This window comes from Streptomyces sp. NPDC002730 (genome assembly GCF_042888805.1).
In the GTDB taxonomy this organism is placed as follows: Bacteria; Actinomycetota; Actinomycetes; order Streptomycetales; family Streptomycetaceae; genus Streptomyces.
On sequence record NZ_JBIAQG010000001.1, the window covers coordinates 393,095 to 411,731 of the forward strand.

The 18,637-nt window shown below is 69.4% G+C and carries 17 protein-coding genes; 9 read left to right on the forward strand and 8 right to left on the reverse strand.

Features of this window, described 5'->3' with window-relative positions; genetic code table 11:
* The first annotated feature begins 25 nt into the window (after positions 1-25).
* Entirely contained in the window at positions 26-2,194 is a 2,169-nt protein-coding gene (locus tag ACFYXH_RS01955) for a DUF4132 domain-containing protein (RefSeq protein ID WP_389559774.1), read from the forward strand.
* 9 nt (positions 2,195-2,203) lie between these two features.
* On the opposite strand, the gene ACFYXH_RS01960 is transcribed toward ACFYXH_RS01955, so the two are convergent.
* The 6 genes from ACFYXH_RS01960 to ACFYXH_RS01985 form a co-directional block, all read right to left on the reverse strand.
* A complete protein-coding gene (locus ACFYXH_RS01960; protein ID WP_389559776.1) occupies positions 2,204-2,746 on the reverse strand; it encodes a hypothetical protein in 543 nt (180 codons plus the stop codon).
* 192 nt (positions 2,747-2,938) lie between these two features.
* Positions 2,939-3,697, reverse strand: coding sequence for a succinate dehydrogenase iron-sulfur subunit (locus tag ACFYXH_RS01965; protein ID WP_385303895.1), 759 nt, complete (start codon positions 3,695-3,697; stop codon positions 2,939-2,941).
* Positions 3,697-5,451 carry a succinate dehydrogenase flavoprotein subunit gene (sdhA, locus tag ACFYXH_RS01970; RefSeq protein WP_389559778.1) on the reverse strand — a complete coding sequence of 585 codons (1,755 nt, stop codon included), beginning with the start codon at positions 5,449-5,451 and terminating at the stop codon, positions 3,697-3,699. The genes ACFYXH_RS01965 and sdhA overlap by 1 nt, the downstream gene beginning before the upstream one ends.
* Before the next feature lie 20 nt (positions 5,452-5,471).
* Complete coding sequence (locus ACFYXH_RS01975; protein ID WP_327325632.1) at positions 5,472-5,948, reverse strand: succinate dehydrogenase hydrophobic membrane anchor subunit; 477 nt, start codon at positions 5,946-5,948, stop codon at positions 5,472-5,474.
* Between the two features lie 8 nt (positions 5,949-5,956).
* Positions 5,957-6,337 (reverse strand): succinate dehydrogenase, cytochrome b556 subunit, encoded by a 381-nt coding sequence (sdhC, locus tag ACFYXH_RS01980; protein ID WP_326652107.1) that lies wholly within the window; start codon positions 6,335-6,337, stop codon positions 5,957-5,959.
* A 167-nt stretch (positions 6,338-6,504) separates the two neighbouring features.
* Positions 6,505-7,149, reverse strand: a complete 645-nt coding sequence (locus ACFYXH_RS01985) for a 2-oxo-4-hydroxy-4-carboxy-5-ureidoimidazoline decarboxylase (RefSeq protein WP_389560623.1) — start codon at positions 7,147-7,149, stop codon at positions 6,505-6,507.
* Positions 7,150-7,275: 126 nt separating this feature from the next.
* On the opposite strand from ACFYXH_RS01985, the gene ACFYXH_RS01990 reads away from it, so the two are divergent.
* The 6 genes from ACFYXH_RS01990 (at position 7,276) to ACFYXH_RS02015 (ending at position 13,579) form a co-directional block, all read left to right on the forward strand.
* Complete coding sequence (locus tag ACFYXH_RS01990) at positions 7,276-8,898, forward strand: glycoside hydrolase family 20 protein (protein WP_389559780.1); 1,623 nt, start codon at positions 7,276-7,278, stop codon at positions 8,896-8,898.
* 240 nt (positions 8,899-9,138) lie between these two features.
* Entirely contained in the window at positions 9,139-9,825 is a 687-nt protein-coding gene (locus tag ACFYXH_RS01995) for a DUF4328 domain-containing protein (protein ID WP_389559782.1), read from the forward strand.
* 182 nt (positions 9,826-10,007) lie between these two features.
* A complete protein-coding gene (locus ACFYXH_RS02000) occupies positions 10,008-10,514 on the forward strand; it encodes a hypothetical protein (RefSeq protein ID WP_389559784.1) in 507 nt (168 codons plus the stop codon).
* Between the two features lie 59 nt (positions 10,515-10,573).
* Positions 10,574-11,158 carry a hypothetical protein gene (locus ACFYXH_RS02005; RefSeq protein ID WP_389559786.1) on the forward strand — a complete coding sequence of 195 codons (585 nt, stop codon included), beginning with the start codon at positions 10,574-10,576 and terminating at the stop codon, positions 11,156-11,158.
* 754 nt (positions 11,159-11,912) lie between these two features.
* Complete coding sequence (locus ACFYXH_RS02010) at positions 11,913-12,641, forward strand: RNA polymerase sigma factor (protein WP_389560624.1); 729 nt, start codon at positions 11,913-11,915, stop codon at positions 12,639-12,641.
* A complete protein-coding gene (locus tag ACFYXH_RS02015) occupies positions 12,641-13,579 on the forward strand; it encodes a hypothetical protein (protein ID WP_389559788.1) in 939 nt (312 codons plus the stop codon). Before ACFYXH_RS02010 ends, ACFYXH_RS02015 begins: the two co-directional genes overlap by 1 nt.
* Positions 13,580-13,811: 232 nt before the next feature.
* Here ACFYXH_RS02015 and ACFYXH_RS02020 read toward each other — a convergent pair whose 3' ends face one another.
* A complete protein-coding gene (locus ACFYXH_RS02020) occupies positions 13,812-14,663 on the reverse strand; it encodes a L,D-transpeptidase family protein (protein ID WP_389559790.1) in 852 nt (283 codons plus the stop codon).
* A 206-nt stretch (positions 14,664-14,869) separates the two neighbouring features.
* On the opposite strand from ACFYXH_RS02020, the gene ACFYXH_RS02025 reads away from it, so the two are divergent.
* The gene (locus ACFYXH_RS02025) at positions 14,870-16,450 is read left to right on the forward strand and encodes a methylmalonyl-CoA mutase family protein (RefSeq protein WP_362678692.1); all 1,581 of its coding nucleotides are present in this window, start codon (positions 14,870-14,872) and stop codon (positions 16,448-16,450) included.
* Between the two features lie 75 nt (positions 16,451-16,525).
* The gene (gene leuE / locus ACFYXH_RS02030) at positions 16,526-17,179 is read left to right on the forward strand and encodes a leucine efflux protein LeuE (RefSeq protein ID WP_389559792.1); all 654 of its coding nucleotides are present in this window, start codon (positions 16,526-16,528) and stop codon (positions 17,177-17,179) included.
* On the opposite strand, the gene ACFYXH_RS02035 is transcribed toward leuE, so the two are convergent.
* Positions 17,166-18,611: an FAD-dependent monooxygenase gene (locus tag ACFYXH_RS02035; RefSeq protein ID WP_389559794.1), complete on the reverse strand. Its 1,446-nt coding sequence runs from the start codon at positions 18,609-18,611 to the stop codon at positions 17,166-17,168. The genes leuE and ACFYXH_RS02035 overlap by 14 nt on opposite strands.
* Positions 18,612-18,637: the final 26 nt, after the last annotated feature.

Below are 18,637 nucleotides of genomic sequence, written 5' to 3' on the forward strand. Positions count from 1 at the left end.
CGTCTCCGCCGATCGGCTCACGCGTATGGAAGAGCTCAGCACCGCCCACTCCTTCCACGCGTACCACGAGCTGATCACGCTGGCGAAGGGCGAACTGGACGCGGGACGCGAACTGCCCGGCGCGTTCGTCGCCCTGCTGCGCCGTTCCCTGCTGGACAGTTACGGCGTCGCTCCCGAACTCTCCCTCGTACTGAAGCGGGTCGTGGATCCCGTCCTCAACCCCGGTGAGGCGTGGGCGGACCAGGCCCTGGCGGACGCGGCCCGGTTCGGCGACGCCGGGCGGCGGCTGCTGAAGCATCTGCGGACCGCCACCTCCGCCAAGCCCACCGGCACATGGGAGCAGACCGGCCGCGAGCTGATCGACGAGATCGGTACCGGGGCCGTACGGGACGCGGTGCTGAGCTGGCTCCAGCTCGTGGGACGGCCACGGACGATCCAGCTGTACGCGAGGCCGCACGGGGCCGATCCCAACAGCCTGTACGACCCGTTCAACGCCGACGCCCTGCGCGGAGTCGCCTGGCTGACTGCCCTGCTGCCGGCCGGCCAGGACACCGCACGCGTCCTTGGCGCCCTCGTCGAGACGTCTCTGCGCAAAGTCCCCCAAGTCGGCCCGCGCAACCCGAAGGTCGCCAACGCCGGCGTGACCGGGCTCTCCCGTACGGACGGCGACGCGGCCCTCGCCGAACTGGCGCGGCTGTCCACGCGCGTCACCTACAAGGGCACGCTCAAACAGCTGAGCGCCGCTCTCGAGGCCCGCGCACAGGCCCTCGGTCTGAGCCGGGAGGAGATCGAGGAGCTCGCCGTACCGGCGTACGGACTGACCGGTGTCGGGCACGGCCAGTACGAACTGGGCGAATCCACCGCCCTGTTGGAGGTGCACGGCAACAAGGCGGTGCTGTCCTGGCGCAATGCCGCGGGCAAGGCCGTCAAGAGCGTGCCCGCGGTCGTGAAGCGCGACTTCCCGGACGGGCTCAAGGAGCTCAAGGCCGCCGTCAAGGACATCGACAAGATGCTCACCGCGCAGGCCGAGCGGCTGGACCGGCAGTTCCTGGCCCGCCGCACCTGGACGTACCGGGACTGGCGCAAGCGCTGTCTCGACCACCCGCTGGTCGGCACGCTCGCCCGCCGGCTGATCTGGATGATCGGCGACACACCTGCGTACTTCCACGGCACCGATGTGCACACGCTGGACGGCGACCCGGTGTGCGCCACCGACGCTGCCGTCGTCGAGCTCTGGCACCCGGTCTCCCGCCCGGCGTCCGAGGTCGCCGCCTGGCAGGAGCGGCTGGAGGCCGGGCGCATCACCCAGCCGTTCAAACAGGCCCACCGCGAGGTGTATCCGCTCACCGACGCGGAGCGGACCACGGGGACCTACTCCAACCGCTTCGCCGGGCACGTCCTGCGCCAGCACCAGTTCAACTCCCTGGCCGCGGTCCGCGGCTGGACGGCCCGGCTCCGGCTCAGCGTCGACGACTCGTACCCGCCCGCGGTAAGGGAGTTGCCGCAGTGGGGGCTGCGCGCCGAGTACTGGATCGAGGGCGTCGGCGGCAGGGAGGACGACGACCTCACCGACTCCGGCGCGTACACCCGCGTCGTCACCGATCAGGTCCGCTTCTATCCGATCGACGCCCCCGGCAACCGGGCGCACGCGGGCGGCGGCGCCTACCGCCAAGGCGGCAGATGGCAGGACGGGACACCCGTCGACCCGCTGCCGCTCACCGGCATACCCGAGCTCGTGCTCTCCGAAGTCCTGCGTGACGTCGACCTGTTCGTGGGCGTGGCCTCCGTCGGCAACGACCCCACCTGGCAGGACGGCGGACCCGGCGGCCGCTTCCGGGAGTACTGGACCTCGTACGGCTTCGGCGAGCTGTCCCAAACGGCCGCGACCCGCCGCGAGTTGCTCACTCGGCTCGTCCCGCGGCTGGCGATCGCCGACCGTTGCACGGTCGACGGCCGCTTCCTGCGGGTCCGCGGAGATCGGCACACGTACCGGATCCATCTCGGCTCGGGCAACATCCTGATCGATCCGCACGAGCGCTATCTGTGCATCGTCCCGTCGGCGGGCAGCGGCGCGGTGAACGCCGGATACCTGCCCTTCGAGGGTGACCGGATGCTCGCCGTGATCCTCAGCAAGGCAATGATGCTCGCCAAGGACACGGAGATCACCGACGCCACGATCACCAGCCAGCTCTAGAGGGTGTCGTCACATACTGCTCAGCGAGCGCGCGTAGTTGATCTGGCCCATCACCATTTGGAAGCTCTCGGGACCCCGGGCCGGGATCATCGTCGAGTGGTGCCGGCCGCCGCTCGTCACCGTGACCTGGATGAAGCCCGTGGTCGTCTTCTCCTTCATCAACAGGAAGAGCAGACCCAGCAGACAGAAGATGAAGAACACGACCGCCAGCACAATGGCGTGCGCCGGGATCTTCTCCTCGGTGCGCGACATGTCCGTCGCGTTCCAGACCGCGCCCCTCAGCGGGAGGGTGCCGGCGGGCGTCACGATCGAGTCGCCCATGACGGTGATGTCACCGATCGACACCAGCGGCGCGCCACCCATCGGAGCGGGCGGACCGCCCGTAGGGATGGGCAGAGCAGGCTGCGTCTGGCTGTAGTCGGGGGTGCCCTGGCCGGGATATCCGTACCCTGGCGCCGGATTCGGGTAGCCGTACGCCGGCGTCCCCGGCGGCTGCGTCGGCCCCCACTTGTACTCGGGCTCTCCGTCCGCGTACGGATTCGGCTCGCTCATACTCTCGTCCCCGCTTTCCTGCTGCGCATGTCAGACAGAACCGATCCTGCCAGGTATCGCCCTCGTCGGTGAAGTGAAGCCGTACGGCGAAGGGTCCCGCCTCCCAGGACCGGGAGGCGGGACCCTTCGTACCGCATCGGCAACTACCGTTGCCCGGAAGTCCAGATGCCCACAAGCGCAGAGGCTCAGAGCTCAGAAGCGACGCGTGATCAGCGCCCGCTTCACTTCCTGGATCGCCTTGGTGACCTCGATACCGCGCGGGCAGGCGTCCGTGCAGTTGAACGTCGTGCGGCAACGCCACACGCCGTCCTTGTCGTTGAGGATCTCCAGCCGCTGCTCGCCGGCCTCGTCGCGCGAGTCGAAGATGAAGCGGTGCGCGTTGACGATCGCCGCCGGGCCGAAGTACTGGCCGTCGTTCCAGAACACCGGGCACGAGGAGGTGCACGCGGCGCACAGGATGCACTTGGTGGTGTCGTCGAAGCGCTCGCGGTCCTCGGCGGTCTGCAGACGCTCACGCGTCGGCTCGTTGCCCTTGGTGATGAGGAAGGGCATCACATCGCGGTACGCCTGGAAGAACGGCTCCATGTCCACGACCAGGTCCTTGAGGACCGTGAGGCCCTTTATGGCCTCGACCGTGATCGGCTTCTCCGGGTTGATGTCCTTGATCAGCGTCTTGCAGGCGAGCCTGTTCTTGCCGTTGATCCGCATCGCGTCGGAGCCGCAGATGCCGTGCGCGCAGGAGCGCCGGAAGGTGAGCGAACCGTCGACGTCCCACTTGATCTTGTGGAGGGCGTCGAGCACACGCTCCTTGGGGTCGATCTCGATCTGGAAGTCCTGCCACTGGGCCTCGTCGGAGACCTCGGGGTTGAAGCGGCGGATCCGGAAGGTGACCGTGATGTAGGGCGAGGCGGCGCTCTCCGCCTCCACCTTGTCCAGTACGGGAGTAGCCATCAGTACTTACGCTCCATCGGCTGGTAGCGGGTCTGGACGACCGGCTTGTAGTCGAGCCGGATCGACTCGATGCCGTCGTCGCCCACCTCGCGGTACGCCATGGTGTGGCGCATGAAGTTGACGTCGTCGCGGTTGGGGTAGTCCTCGCGGTAGTGACCGCCGCGGGACTCCTTGCGGGCGAGTGCGGAGACAGCCATGACCTCGGCCAGGTCGAGCAGGTTCCCCAGCTCGATGGCCTCCAGCAGGTCGGTGTTGAACCGCTTGCCCTTGTCCTGGACCGAGACGTTCAGGTAGCGCTCGCGCAGCTCGCCGATCTTCTCGACGGCGGTCTTGATCGTCTGCTCGGTACGGAACACCATCACATTGGCGTCCATGCACTCCTGGAGCTCGCGGCGGATCTCCGCGATCCGCTCGTTGCCCGTGGCGCTGCGCAGCCGCTCGACCTGCTCCTGGACGAACGCCGCCGGGTCCTCGGGAAGCTCGACATAGTCGTTCTTCGCGGAGTACTCGGCCGCGGCGATGCCGGCCCGCTTGCCGAAGACGTTGATGTCCAGCAGCGAGTTGGTGCCCAGGCGGTTGGCGCCGTGCACCGAGACGCAGGCGACCTCACCGGCGGCGTACAGACCGGGAACGACGGTGGTGTTGTCCCGCAGGACCTCACCCTCGACATTGGTCGGGATGCCGCCCATGGCGTAGTGCGCGGTCGGCTGGATCGGGATCGGGTCCGTGTAGGGCTCGATGCCGAGGTACGTACGCGCGAACTCGGTGATGTCCGGGAGCTTGGCGTCCAGCTGCTCCGGCGGCAGGTGGGTCAGGTCCAGGTAGACGTGGTCGCCCTCGGGACCGCACCCGCGGCCCTCGCGGATCTCCGTGTAGATGGAGCGCGAGACGACGTCACGCGAGGCGAGGTCCTTCATGACGGGCGCGTACTTCTCCATGAAGCGCTCGCCGTCCTTGTTGCGGAGGATGCCGCCCTCACCACGGGCGCCCTCCGTCAGCAGGATGCCCATGCGCCAGATGCCCGTCGGGTGGAACTGGAAGAACTCCATGTCCTCCAGCGGCAGTCCGCGCCGGTAGCAGGCGGCCTGGCCGTCACCGGTCAGGGTGTGCGCGTTGGAGGTCACCTTGAAGAACTTGCCGGTGCCGCCCGAGGCGTAGATGACGGCCTTCGCCTGGAAGATGTGGATCTCGCCGGTGGCCAGCTCGTACGCGACCACACCCGCCGACTTCATGACGCCGTCGACCTCAGTGATCAGCTGGTCCAGGACGTAGAACTCGTTGAAGAACTCCACGCCCTCCTTGACGCAGTTCTGGTACAGCGTCTGGAGGATCATGTGACCGGTGCGGTCCGCGGCGTAGCAGGACCGGCGGACCGGCGCCTCGCCGTGGTTGCGCGAGTGCCCGCCGAAGCGGCGCTGGTCGATGGTGCCGTCCGGCGTCCGGTTGAACGGCAGGCCCATCTTCTCCAGGTCGAGGACGGCGTCGATGGCCTCCTTCGCCAGGATCTCGGCGGCGTCCTGGTCGACCAGGTAGTCACCGCCCTTGACCGTGTCGAAGGTGTGCCACTCCCAGTTGTCCTCCTCCACGTTGGCGAGCGCGGCGGCCATGCCACCCTGCGCGGCGCCCGTGTGGGAGCGGGTCGGGTACAGCTTCGTCAGTACGGCGGTACGGCTGCGCTTGGTCGACTCGATGGCCGCGCGCATGCCGGCGCCGCCCGCGCCGACGATGACGGTGTCGTACTTATGGATCTTCATTGGTCTCGTCAGCCCCGGCTTTAGCGGATGTTCGGGTCGAAGGTGAAGATCACCAGCGTGCCCAGAAGGATGGTGAACACCGTGGCGGTGTACAGCAGGCCCTTGAGCCACAGGCGCGTGTTGGCGCGCTCCGCGTAGTCGTTGATGACGGTACGGAGGCCATTGGCGCCGTGCAGCATGGCGAGCCACAGCATCAGCAGGTCCCAGGTCTGCCAGAACGGGGACGCCCAACGGCCGGCCACGAAGGCGAAGCCGATCTTGGAGACGCCGCCGTCGAGCACCAGCTGGATCAGCAGGTGTCCGATGACCAGGACAACCAGGACGACACCGGACAGGCGCATGAAGAGCCATGCGGCCATCTCGAAGTTGCCGCGGGTCGACTTCGGGGTCTTCTTGGTGCGCCGGCGAGGCGCCTCGATGTACGGGGCCGGATTGTCCACGTCGTAGAGGCTCTCGCCCTCGACGGGACCGATCACGGAAGAGGTGTCAGCAGACATGTCTGGCGTCAGCTCCCGAACAGTTCACGTACGGCGTGGCCGAGCACCGGGTACAGGGCGCCCACCATCAGCACGAACCAGATGGCCATGACGGTCCAGAACATCTGCTTCTGGTAGCGCGGGCCCTTGGACCAGAAGTCCACAGCGATGACACGCAGGCCGTTGAGCGCATGGAAGAGAATGGCGGCCACCAGGCCGTATTCGAGCAGCGCGACGATCGGCGTCTTGTACGTGGCAACGACACTGTCATACGCCTCGGGAGAGACGCGGACGAGTGCGGTGTCCAGCACGTGTACGAACAGGAAGAAGAAGATGAGGACGCCGGTGACTCGATGAGCCACCCAGGACCACATTCCTTCCCGGCCGCGGTACAGCGTTCCAGCCGGCACGGCAGAACCCTCCGGGAGCGGGGATTGGGGCCTGCCGGCTTGGGGGGTCGGTCTGGCCCGGCCGGGTACGGTCCACCGGCCCCGGCCATCGTAGCGACGAGTTGTCGGTTCGTTCGCCCGGGGTCCGCAGGTGTGATCAAACAGGCAATCAAACAGCCTCGGACGGGCTATCGGGAAGCCCCTGCGACGTCTGATTCCGGATGGTTGGCCACTACATGTGCCAATCGGGAGCGGGCGAGGCCGCGCAGCTCCTCGGCGGAGACGGCCCGCTCCTCGTCCGGCTCGTGCGCGAGGCGGGTGCGGATGCCGGCCAGTACCTGGTCGAGATATTCGTCGGGGTGGTAGCCGTGCAGGCTGATCACGAAGGCGTGGCCGAAGCGGCTCTCGTACGCGGCGTGGGCGGCGGAGAGCGCGGTCTGCGCGGCCTGCGGCGCGCCGGGGTGCAGACCGGCGGAGGACTCTCCGGAGAGGGCCTCGGAGAGGTCGGCGGGTGAGAGGTCGTAACCGGCCTCGTCGGAGGCGGCGAGCAGCGCGTCGAGGTCGGGATAGGGGCGGTGGGCGACCACACGCTGGGCCCAGCGGCGGCTGCCGCAGCAGGCGAGCAGCACGGCTTCGGCCAGGTCGGCGGGGGCGGCGTTGAAATGCGCGAGGCCCGGCGCGCCGTGACGCGGGGAGGGTATGGCCGAAGGGTCGAGGGCTCGGTGACTGTGGTGGAGTGGCGGCGGTCGCTTCGGGAGGCCGGCGTGGGATTCGCTGGACAGCGTGGGCTCCTCGAACGGGACAGCGGGACGGCTGGGAGACAAGTGATGGATGGTTCATAACGCTATCCAGGCCGGGCAGGAGCTGTCCGACGGATGCGCGATATTCACCCGGACGAGAGAGTTCCGCATCGCGTGATAGACCTTGATGGGGGGTGCTTCGCCATAGTTACGCCAGATATGGGAGGAATCCGAGTGAGACGGCACTCTGGGCGCGCAGGGTTCACCGGCGCGATCGTTGCCGCAGCCGCGGCCTTCTCGATGACGCTGACCGGCTGCTCGAGCGGTGCACCCGGCGGGACGGGCAGCGATGTGCGCGGCGCCGGGAAGACACCCGTGGCCGCGGCGCCCACGCCGTCGCCCTCCAGGACGTACCCCCTCTCGAAGGCGCCCGACACCATCCCGTCCGTACGCACCTTTGAGCCGGCCCGCGGTCCTGGCTGGCGGCCCCAGGCTGGCGGCGGGGTCGTCATCGCCAAGGGCAGCGGGGCACTCGCCGACGAGGGTCAACTGATCGCGAAGGAGCTGAAGCTCGGCTACCGGGGCGCGGTTGCCGCCCGCGCCGGCGACGTCGAGCTGGCGCTCGCGACCCCACCGAAGGGCAAGCCCGAGTCGTACACCGTCCGCACCCGTGGCGGGCGGGTCACCATCTCCGGCCCTGACCAGGCCGGGGTCTTCTACGGGACGCGGACGCTGAAGCAGGCGGTGCGGTCCGGGGGTGCGATGCCGGAAGGTGTCGTACGGGATCAACCGGACCGGCCGCAGCGCGGGCTGATGGTCGACATCGCGCGCAAGCACTACACGGCGGGCTGGATCGAGGACCGGCTGCACGAGATGGCCGACCTCAAGCTCAACCAGCTGGGCCTGCACTTCTCCGACGACCAGGGCTTCCGTATCGCGTCGGACTCGCATCCCGAGATCGTCTCGCGCGAGCATCTGACCAAGGCCGAGGTGCGGCGGATCGTGGACCTGGCCGCCCGGCTGCACATCACGGTCATCCCGGAGATCGACTCCCCCGGCCACCTCGGCGCGGTGCTGGACGCGCATCCGCAGCTCCAACTGCGGGACGCGGCGGGCAGGTCCGTGCCCGGGGCGATCGACATCGGACAGCCCGCGTCGGCGAAGATCGTGGACGAACTGCTGAAGGAGTACGCGGAGCTGTTCCCCGGCGCGTACTGGCATCTCGGCGGGGACGAGTACCAGGCGCTGACCAGGAAGAACCCGGAGGTGTCCTTCCCGCAGCTCGCGGCCGTCGCCCGCCAGAAATACGGGCCGAACGCGGGGGTCCAGGACCTGGCGACCGCGTGGGTGAACGACCGTGCGGCGGTGCTGCGCCCGCTGGGCCGCAAGCTCAAGGCCTGGAACGACGGCTTCTTCCGGGGTGGTGTGGTCACCGCGGACAAGGATCTCGAGGTCGAGTACTGGACGGGCAAGGAGATCGGGGCGCGGCCGCCGGAGGAGTATCTGCGCGAGGGCCGACGGGTGGTCAATGTCAATGACGAGTACATGTACTACGTGCTCGGCCAGCCGCAGACCTTCCGCTATCCGACGGGCCGCCGGATCTATGAGCAGTGGACGCCCTTCGTGATCCGCGGTACGCAGCCGGTGCCCCGGACGTACTCGGACCAGATCCTGGGCGGCCGCTTCGCGGTCTGGTCCGACCTCTCCCAGGCGCAGACCCAGGACCAGGTCGCACGCGGCATCGCCATGCCGTTGCGGGCGACGGCCCAGAAGCTGTGGGACCCACGCCCTCCGGTGCGCAGTTGGCAAGCCTTCGACCAATTGGCCCGGAAGCTGGGCTGAGCCGCGGATTCACGCTGGACGGTCGCCGCCGGGGAGACATATCTTCCGCTGGCGGCCGCACATTGTGCGGCCGCGATTCTGTGACGCCTCTGGGGAGGGGTGTCGTCTCACCCGTGGGGGGTCCGCTCAGCCATGCTCTGCTCGAACTGCCAAACGAATACGGCCACGACCGGGGAGGGCCTCTGCGATGGCTGCTCGGTAGCCGCGGCCAACAGCACTCCGCCGCCTGCTCGCCCCCCGATGGGCTACTCCAGGCCCACATCCGCACTGCGCTCGCCGGTCGGACTCTCGTACGCCGTCGTGGCGCTGCTCTCGTTCGTCGTCGTGGCCGACCTCTTCTCCGTCTTCGCCTCGGTCAATCTCCGCGGAGTGGTGGGTCCGCTGCCGGGAGACAGGTTCGAGATCTTCGCGGATGAGGACCTGGAGCGGGCGGACGTGCTGATCGCCATGGCGGGCGGGCTTCAGTCCATCGGGCTGTTGGCGGCGGCCGTGCTCTTCATCATCTGGTTCCACCGGGTACGGATCAACGCCGGCGTGTTCGCGCCGGATCTGCAGAGCCGTGGCCCCGGCTGGGCGATCGGCGGCTGGTTCATCCCGATCGGCAATCTGTGGATCCCGCGCGGGGTCGCCGGTGACATCTGGGTGGCGAGCCGGCAGGACCCGTACGGAAGGTCGAAGGGGGAGTCGCAGGCCGTCCTCAACGCCTGGTGGACGGCGTGGATCATCTCGCTGCTGATCGACCGTGTCGCGAGCAGGCAGTACGACGATGCCAAGACGGCGGAGGCGTTCAGGACGGCCGCGAACGCGTTCATCGTCACCGACGTCGTCGACATCGTGGCCGCGCTGCTGGCGATCCTCGTCGTCCGCAGGCTGACGCGCATGCAGAGCGTCAAGGCCGTGCGGGGCCCTCAGGAGGTCGCGGTGTGAGCCCGCCCGGGGCGCGCGGGCTCACACCGCGGGGTCGCGGCCGCGGCGGTCCCAACTGGGCGCTGCGCAGGCCGAGTTCCAAGTGGGCAGAATGTAACAGAGTTGTGGCGCATGTGTGTGCGAGTGACGTATGACGGTTCCTCCGGGTCAGGCTGGTGCCTCCGGCATGGGGGGAGCGGGGTATGGGGTTCTCGGGCTACTACGTCGTGGGCAGGAGTGGGCAGCCGCTCACGGAGCAGGGTGCGCTCGCAGGCGTACGGGGAAATCTGACGCTGTACCAGCAGCGAGCGGACGGCTGGCAGATCTGGCAGCACCCGAGCGAGCCCGATATCGGCGATATGGGCGCGCTCGCCCGGTCGATGGGTTCGCCGGTGCTCTTCGGCTTCGTCATGGACAGTGACTGCGTGGTCGTGGAGGCGGCGGCGCCGGACAGCGGATCCTGGTACGCGTGCCTGGCCAGGGAGGCGATGGCCGGGTATCTGGGTACGAGCGGCATGGTGCTCGACGACCTCTTCCTGACCGCCGAGGACGCGGCGCGGCGGGCGGCGGAGTGGGCGGAGGAAGCCGGCACGGCCATGGCGGCGGAGGCCCTGAAGGGGGTACTTTGCGCCAAGCGGCCCGAGCCTTTCGCCGAGGAACTCTTCTTCCGATTCCTCGATGGACTGGGAATTCCCGGTCTGTCGGAGTGACGCATTTGAGCCACGGGGCGCAGTAAGAGGAAGTACTGCGTCCGCGACGGGAGGCGTCCATGGCGTCGAAGAGCCTGAGGGAACTGATGGCACAGGCGGATGAGCGAGGCCTGGCCGCGAGCGGGCTCGCCTGCCTGGACCGCTGTCTGCCGCTGCTCGCGTCCGAGGCCGATGCGCTGCGTCCGCTCTGGGCCGGGCTGGTGGAAGGCGAGGAGGACTGGTCCGTACGCCTCGCGGAGGCCAGGCAGACCATGGAGAGCGCGGCCGTCGACGACGAAGCCGCCGCTCTCGTACGGCAGATGCTCGGCGCCGCGCCCTCCGAGTGGGAGGTGGATCCGCTGCGGGAGTGGGCGGACGACTGCTCCGTCGCGGCCCTCGAACTCCACCACCGCTTCGATGCGGGTCCCGGTACCGAGGTACCGGAGGCGGCCGATGTGGTCGACGTGCTGAAGCGCTGCCGTGAGGGCGAGCCGGACGGCGCGGGTCCGCTGGTCGCCGGTGAACTGCGCCGTCAGGTCCAGATCCTGGAGATCCTGGCGGACGCGGAGGGGGGCGTCGGGCTGCGCCAGGCGCTGGATGTGTCGACCGAGGGGCAGCGGGTGCTGCGCGCGGTTGTCTCGCGCCGTGCGCGCGTCAAGCGCTGACGCGCGCGGCTCGAGGCCGCCGCGGACGGCTGGGGCCCCCGGGAGCTGACCCGGGCCCGGCGCTCGCCGAGGCCGGTGGGCGGGAGGTGTCTGCCGGCCCGGAACGCCCCGCAGCCGGTGAGCGGCCGCCTGAGTGATCGTGTTCCGCCGGGCTGTGAGTCCGGGGTGCGTGTCTGAAGCGGATCGGACGGGTCGGGGCCCGCGTATTTGGCGCTCCGCCAGAGGTGTGCGGGATTGCTGGACGCCACGTGGCTTCAGCCGAGTGGAGGATCGACGAGCTGGAGGCAGCGCTCCCCGCGATGAGGCGGTGGAGGGCGGGATCGCCTCGCTGTGTGTGGACTGGGAGTCGCTGACGGGCCACGACCCAGGGTCCGCCGGCTGACGAATGCAGGTCCCCATCGCGCCATCGGCTGAGGCCGCCCGCGCGCGGGGGCTCGACTGTGTCCCGCGGACGCCGGGGCCGCCGTTCCAGCGACTCGGCCCCGCCTGACAGTTGCTCGCGGATGTGGAAGGACGACCGGGGCCGCCACCCCCCACAGGAGAGGCCCCGGTCGTCGTTCGCCAGGGCCGCGGAGCGGCCCCGTACTTCTCTCAGCGCCGAGCGTGCGTTTTCTGTCACACCCCGCTGTGTCAGCATGTTGTTGCGGGTTGTACAAAATGTGGACGCGGCTCGGTAGGAGGACGTAGCGTGCTGATTCGCGTACAGGGCGGCGCGGCAGTGGTGACCAGCTGCGATTCAGGACGGGTTGAGGGAGTGCTGGGGGACGACGCGGAGTTGACCGCCGCGGTGCTCGCGGCTCAGGACGGGGACGAGGACGCTTTCCGTGCTGTGTACCGCGCTGTGCACCCGCGGTTGCATGGATATGTCCGGACTCTGGTTGGCGAGTCGGAGGCCGAGGACGTGGCCTCGGAGGCCTGGCTGCAGATCGCCCGCGACCTCGACCGGTTCAGCGGCGACGCGGACCGCTTCCGGGGCTGGGCCGCACGTATAGCCCGCAATCGCGCTCTCGACCACATACGTATGCGGGGCCGGCGCCCCGCCGTCGGCGGCGACGAGAGTGAACTCACCGGGATGCCCGCAGAGTCGGACACCGCGGACCAGGCCATGGAGGCCCTCGCCACCGGCCACACCATGGAGCTCATCGCCCAGCTGCCGCAGGACCAGGCCGAGGCCGTCGTACTGCGCGTCGTGGTCGGCCTCGACGCGAAGAGCGCGGCCAAGACGCTCGGCAAGCGGCCGGGTGCCGTACGGACAGCGGCGCACCGTGGCCTGAAGCGGCTGGCCGAGCTGCTGGGCGCGGACGGTGCGGACGGTGCGGATGGTTCGGACGGTGCGGGCTTCGCGGACGGCGCGGACCTGGACAACCTCCGTACGGGCGCGGCGGATCTCGGCGGCGTACCGCCGCAGCGAGGCCCCCGACCGGGCTCGACGGCACCCGCCGGTGTGACGCATTCACGCCTGCGGACGCAGAAGGACATGTGATGGCCGACGAGCGGTACGAGTGGCTTGACAAGGATGCTGCGGAGCGACTGCTGCGGGGCGAACCGGTCGAAGCCGCCGATGAACACGCCCGTATCCAGGCCGCGCGACTCTCCCGTGCGCTGGACGGCGTGGGCCGGGCCGACTACTCCGACGACGGCGAAATGCCGGGCGAGGCCGCCGCACTGGCCGCCTTCCGCAAGGCCAGGGCCGACGCCGCAGCGCCCGCCGGCGACACCATCGGCACCGTACGACTCGCTCGCTCCACCCGCTCGGCGCCCGGACTGCGCTTCGGGCGTCCGGTGCGCTTCGGCATCGCCGCCGCGATGGCCGGCTGCGCGCTCGGCGGAGTGGCGGTCGCGGCCGGCACCGGCATGCTGCCCGGCCCCTTCAGCAACGACGATCCGCTGCCCGCGTCCTCCATCTCGGCCGCCGCGACTCCCGGGCCGCTGGTCTCGGATTCGCCGACCGGCGGCGGACCGGACTCCCCGTCGCAGACCCCGGGCGGGATCAGTACGCCGCCGGTGTCGCCCTCGCCGAGCGGTGGGCCCGGTCGGCATCCGGACCAGGCGAACGGCGGGAAGCCGGACGACGACGGCAAGCAGCAGGGCGACGCCGGCAAGAAGAGGGGCGACCGGAACGCCGAGTGGTACCGCAAGACGGCCGAGGCCTGCCGCGACTACCGCAGCGGCCGTATCGCCCCGGAGCGCAAGCGGCGACTGGAGGCGACGGCCAAGGGGCCGGAGCGTGTGGAGCGGTTCTGCGACCGGGTGCTCAGCGGGGACAGCGACGGCGACGGCGGTGACGACGGCGGCGACGGACAGAGCGGCGACGGCTCCGACTCGGACGACGGCCGGCCGGGCGGCGGATCGCTGCCGCCCGTGTCCTGGTCACCTCTGCCCGCCGAATCCCCGACTGTCCCCTCCGTGAGCACACGCTGAGCCTCGCCCCAGGTTGCTCCGCAGCCTGTCTGACCTGTGGTTTCTCCACCGCTGCCGGTATCGGATCACCCAGGTGTGACGTTTTTTGAGCCAATGGCGCAGTAGAGAGTGAGCCGACTGGTCATCGGCCGCGCTTGAGCCGGGGTTCCCCCCGTACCTACGGCTTGGCGCACATGGCGCGGGCGGGACACGTTCCCCCGGTCCCGCCCGCGCCACTCTTCCTTCTCGACTCTCACCAGTAGATGACGACCTTGTCGCCGCTGTGGACCTGCGCGAAGAGCGAGGCGATCTTCCCCTTGTCCCGGACGTTGACGCAGCCGTGCGACGCGCCGTTGTAGCCGCGGGCCGCGAAGTCCGAGGAGTAGTGCACCGCCTGGCCGCCGCTGAAGAACATCGCGTACGGCATGGACGTGTGGTAGATCGTCGAGACGTGGTCCTTGGACTTCTGGAACACGCGGAAGGTGCCCTCACGGGTCGGCGTGTACTGCGAGCCGAAGCGCACATCCATCGTCGACTGCACCTTGCCGTCGATCACCCAGGAGAGCGTGCGGGTGGACTTGCTGATGCACATCACCCGGCCCGTCGTGCAGCGCGGGTCCAGCTTTGCCGCCGGCTTGTTGACGGCCTTGCCGTTCAGCTCCTCGCGCGTCGGCTTCGTCGTCATACCGAGCAGCTTCTGCCACGTCACGGTGTCCGTGTCGCCGGTCGTGGGCAGACCGCGCTTGCCCTGGAAGCCCTTGACGGAGGCGACCGTCACGGGACCGTAGGTGCCGGTCGGCCTGTCGTCGAACCAGCCGATCTGCGCGAGCCTGGCCTGCAGCTCGCGCACCTGCTTGCCCTTCGAGCCGTTGGCCATCAGCACCTCGGCGGGCTTGCTGGGCCTGGCGGTCGTCTCCTTCGGCTTCGGCGTGGCCGAGTCCGCCCCGGACGGCGTCGCCGTGCCTGCCTGCGCGGGCGCCGAGCTGCCCGGCTTGGCGTCGGCCCGGGCCGGCTGCTCGGTCGCGGCCTGCGCCGTGCAGCCCGCGGTCACGGCAAGCACCGCGGCCGCGGCCAGTGATCTGCGTATGACGGAATTCCGAACCATGTTCGCCCCCCTGTATTCCCTGTGTCTCCAGAGACAGATTCCCGCCCTGCCCGGTTGCGCAATCCCGCGCATCATGGGGAACAAGCGGTGGAAGAGGCTGTGAGCAAGGTCCCAGCGTGCGGCTCTCCACCCGTCGCGGGCCCGCCGATACAGTCCGACGCGAGGATCGGTTACCAGCGAGTAGCTCTAGCGGGAGGCACACAACCATGGCGCGCGAGTCCGAGTCGGGACTGCCCATCGAGCCGGTCTACGGACCGGGTGCACTGGACGGCTGGGATCCGGCCGAGAAGCTGGGCGAGCCCGGTTCGTACCCCTTCACCCGCGGCGTCTACCCGACGATGTACACCGGCCGTCCCTGGACGATGCGCCAGTACGCGGGCTTCGGCACCGCCGTCGAGTCCAACGCCCGCTACAAGCAACTCATCGCCAACGGCACGATGGGCCTGTCCGTCGCCTTCGACCTGCCCACCCAGATGGGTCACGACTCGGACGCGGCGATCGCGAGCGGCGAGGTCGGCAAGGTCGGCGTCGCCATCGACTCGCTCGACGACATGCGGGTGCTGTTCGACGGTATCCCGCTGGACAAGGTCTCCACGTCGATGACGATCAACGCCCCCGCCGCGCTGCTTCTGCTGCTCTACCAGCTCGTCGGCGAGGAGCAGGGCGTCCCCGCGGACAAGCTCACCGGCACCATCCAGAACGATGTGCTCAAGGAGTACATCGCCCGCGGTACGTACATCTTCCCGCCCAAGCCCTCGCTGCGACTGATCGCCGACATCTTCAAGTACTGCAGGACCGAGATCCCGAAGTGGAACACCATCTCGATCTCCGGCTACCACATGGCGGAGGCCGGCGCCTCGCCCGCGCAGGAGATCGCCTTCACGCTCGCGGACGGCATCGAGTACGTCCGTACGGCCGTAGCCGCCGGCATGGACGTCGACGACTTCGCGCCGCGCCTGTCCTTCTTCTTCGTCTCGCGTACGACGATTCTGGAAGAGGTCGCCAAATTCCGTGCCGCGCGCCGCATCTGGGCCCGGATCATGCGGGACGAGTTCGGCGCGAAGAACCCCAAGTCGCTGATGCTGCGGTTCCACACGCAGACGGCCGGTGTGCAGCTGACCGCCCAGCAGCCCGAGGTGAACCTGGTCCGCGTGGCCGTCCAGGGGCTCGCGGCGGTGCTCGGCGGTACGCAGTCGTTGCACACCAACTCCTTCGACGAGGCGATCGCGCTCCCGACGGACAAGTCGGCGCGGCTCGCCCTGCGTACCCAGCAGGTCCTGGCGTACGAGACCGATGTCACCGCCACCGTGGACCCGTTCGCGGGCAGTTATGTCGTCGAGAAGATGACGGACGACGTGGAGGCGGCGGCGCTGGCGCTGATGGAACGGGTCGAGGACCTGGGCGGCGCGGTCAACGCCATCGAGCACGGCTTCCAGAAGAACGAGATCGAGCGCAGCGCGTACCGCATCGCGCAGGAGACCGACAGCGGCGAGCGGGTCGTCGTCGGCGTCAACCGCTACACGCTGGACGCGGAGGAGCCGTACGAGCCGCTGCGGGTCGACCCCGCCATCGAGGCGCAGCAGGCGGACCGGCTGGCGAAGCTGCGGGCCGAGCGCGACCAGGGGGCGGTCGACGCGGCGCTCGCGGCGCTGCAGAAGGCCGCGGAGGGGACGGACAACGTCCTCTACCCGATGAAGGACGCGCTGAAGGCGCGGGCGACGGTCGGCGAGGTGTGTGACGCGCTGCGCGCGGTGTGGGGCACGTACGTCCCGACCGACGCCTTCTGAGCGGCTCGTTCCGTTCTGTTCCGTGATACGGAACGCAAAGGCGGAGTGTCGTGCCCATGTGCGACACTCCGCCTCATGCTGGGTGTTACCGATCTGCCGACCTATCTCGCAGGACTTGTCCTGATCGTTCTGCTGCCGGGGCCGAACTCGCTGTACGTGCTCTCGGTCGCCGCGCGACGCGGTGTGCGTACGGGCTATACGGCGGCCGCGGGTGTGTGGTGCGGCGATACCGTGCTGATGGTGCTCTCCGCGGCGGGTGTCGCCTCGCTGCTCAAGACCAATGCGCTGCTCTTCGGGATCGTGAAGTTCGCCGGCGCCGGCTATCTGACCTGGCTGGCGATCGGGATGCTGCGTGCGGCCTGGTCGCTGTGGCGCACCCGCCGTGAGCTGACCGCCGAGCAGGCGGCCCCGGCCGAGGGGTCCGCCGCCGAGCGGCCGTTCCGCAAGGCTTTTGTGATCAGCCTGTTCAACCCGAAGGCGATCCTCTTCTTCATCGCCTTCTTCGTGCAGTTCGTCGATCCCGAGTACGCCTATCCGGCGCTCTCCTTCGTGGTGCTCGGCGTGCTCGCCCAGCTGGCGAGCTTCCTCTATCTCACCCTGCTGATCTTCACCGGGACGCATCTGGCGGCGGCATTCCGCCGTCGCAAGCTGCTCTCGGCGGGTGCGACGTCGGCGGCCGGCGCGCTGTTCCTGGGCTTCGCGGTGAAGCTTTCGCTCAGCAGCACCTGACCAGGTACTCGGCGAGGCCGGACATGTCCTCGCCCGCCCAGCCGACGTAGCCGTCGGGCCGAACAAGGAAAAGACCCTTCCCGTACGGCTCGTAGGCCTCGATCCGGTGTGTGTGCACCAGCTCGTCGTCGAGTACGGGCAGTTCGGCGTCCGTGCCGACCGCGAGCAGCGTGAAGTGCGGGCCGCGGAAGAGGTCGAAGATCCGCCGTCCGCCGGGCAGTGGACCGTCCGGGGCGCGGTCGCCCGCCTCCAGTGCGCCCGCGCCGCCGGAGGCGAGCGGGCCGCCGCGGTAGCCGAGCCCCAGCTGCATGGTGGCCGCGCCGCGCTGCTCCTCACCGCGGTGGATACGGGTGGAGAGGCCGAGCATCTGTGCGGCGACGGGCAGCCGCTCCTGCTCGTAGGTGTCCAGGAGCGCCTCGGGTGCGCCGTGTCGCAGCACCTGGCCGAGCTTCCAGCCGAGGTTGTACACGTCCTGGACGCTGGTGTTGAGGCCCTGTCCACCGGCGGGGGAGTGGACATGGGCGGCGTCGCCCGCGAGGAACACGCGCCCTTCGCGGAACCGGTCGGCCATGGCGGCACGCGGCCGGAAGTCCGAGGCCCACAGCACCTCGGTGACCTCGTCCTCGGTCAGATGGGTGCGGGCGGCGATCAGCTTCCGTACGCCCGAGGGCGAGGTGTCGGGCTCGCCCTCCGCGAACTGGCCGACGGCCTGGAAGTCGTCGGTCCCCGGCAGCGGGCAGACAGCGAAGTAGCCGGCGCTGCCGCCCGGGAAGACATGCCAGTTGAGGCGGTCGAGCGTGGGGATGCGGACATCGGCGACCAGCATCGGGGCCGGGTCGACGCTCTCGCCGTTCATCGCGATGGAGAGGATCCTGCGGACCGTGCTGCGGCCGCCGTCCGCCGCGACCGCGTAGGCCGCGCGGATCGTCGACGTTCCTGTCGTCGCTGCCGTCCCTGTCGAGAGCTGGGCCGTCACTCCGTACGCGTCCTGGCTGAGCCCCGTCAGGGCCGTACCGAAAGAGACTTCGCCGCCGAGCTCTCTCAGGCGCGCGTACAGGATCTGCTGGGTGCGCCACTGCGGGAGCAGCCAGGGCTCGCCGTACGGCTCCGTGTCCGTGGGCCCGGAGCGCTCGAACATGTCGTGCTCGCCCTGGCGGCTGCCGTCCTGCCAGACCATGCCGACCGGAGCCTTGCCGCCCGAGGCGAGGACCGCGTCCACGACGCCGAGGTCGTCGAAGACCTCCATGGTGCGGGGCTGGATGCCCTTGCCGCGCGAGCCGGGGAAGAGCGTGGCCGACTGCTCGACGACGAGGGCGCGTACGCCGCGGCGGGCCAGATCGCAGGCGAGGGCGAGCCCGGTGGGTCCGGCCCCGACGATCAGGACGTCGGTCTCCGTGCCGGGGCCAGTTTCCTTAACGTTGTTAAGTGTCATCCTGAGAGGGTGCCCTTAACGTTGTT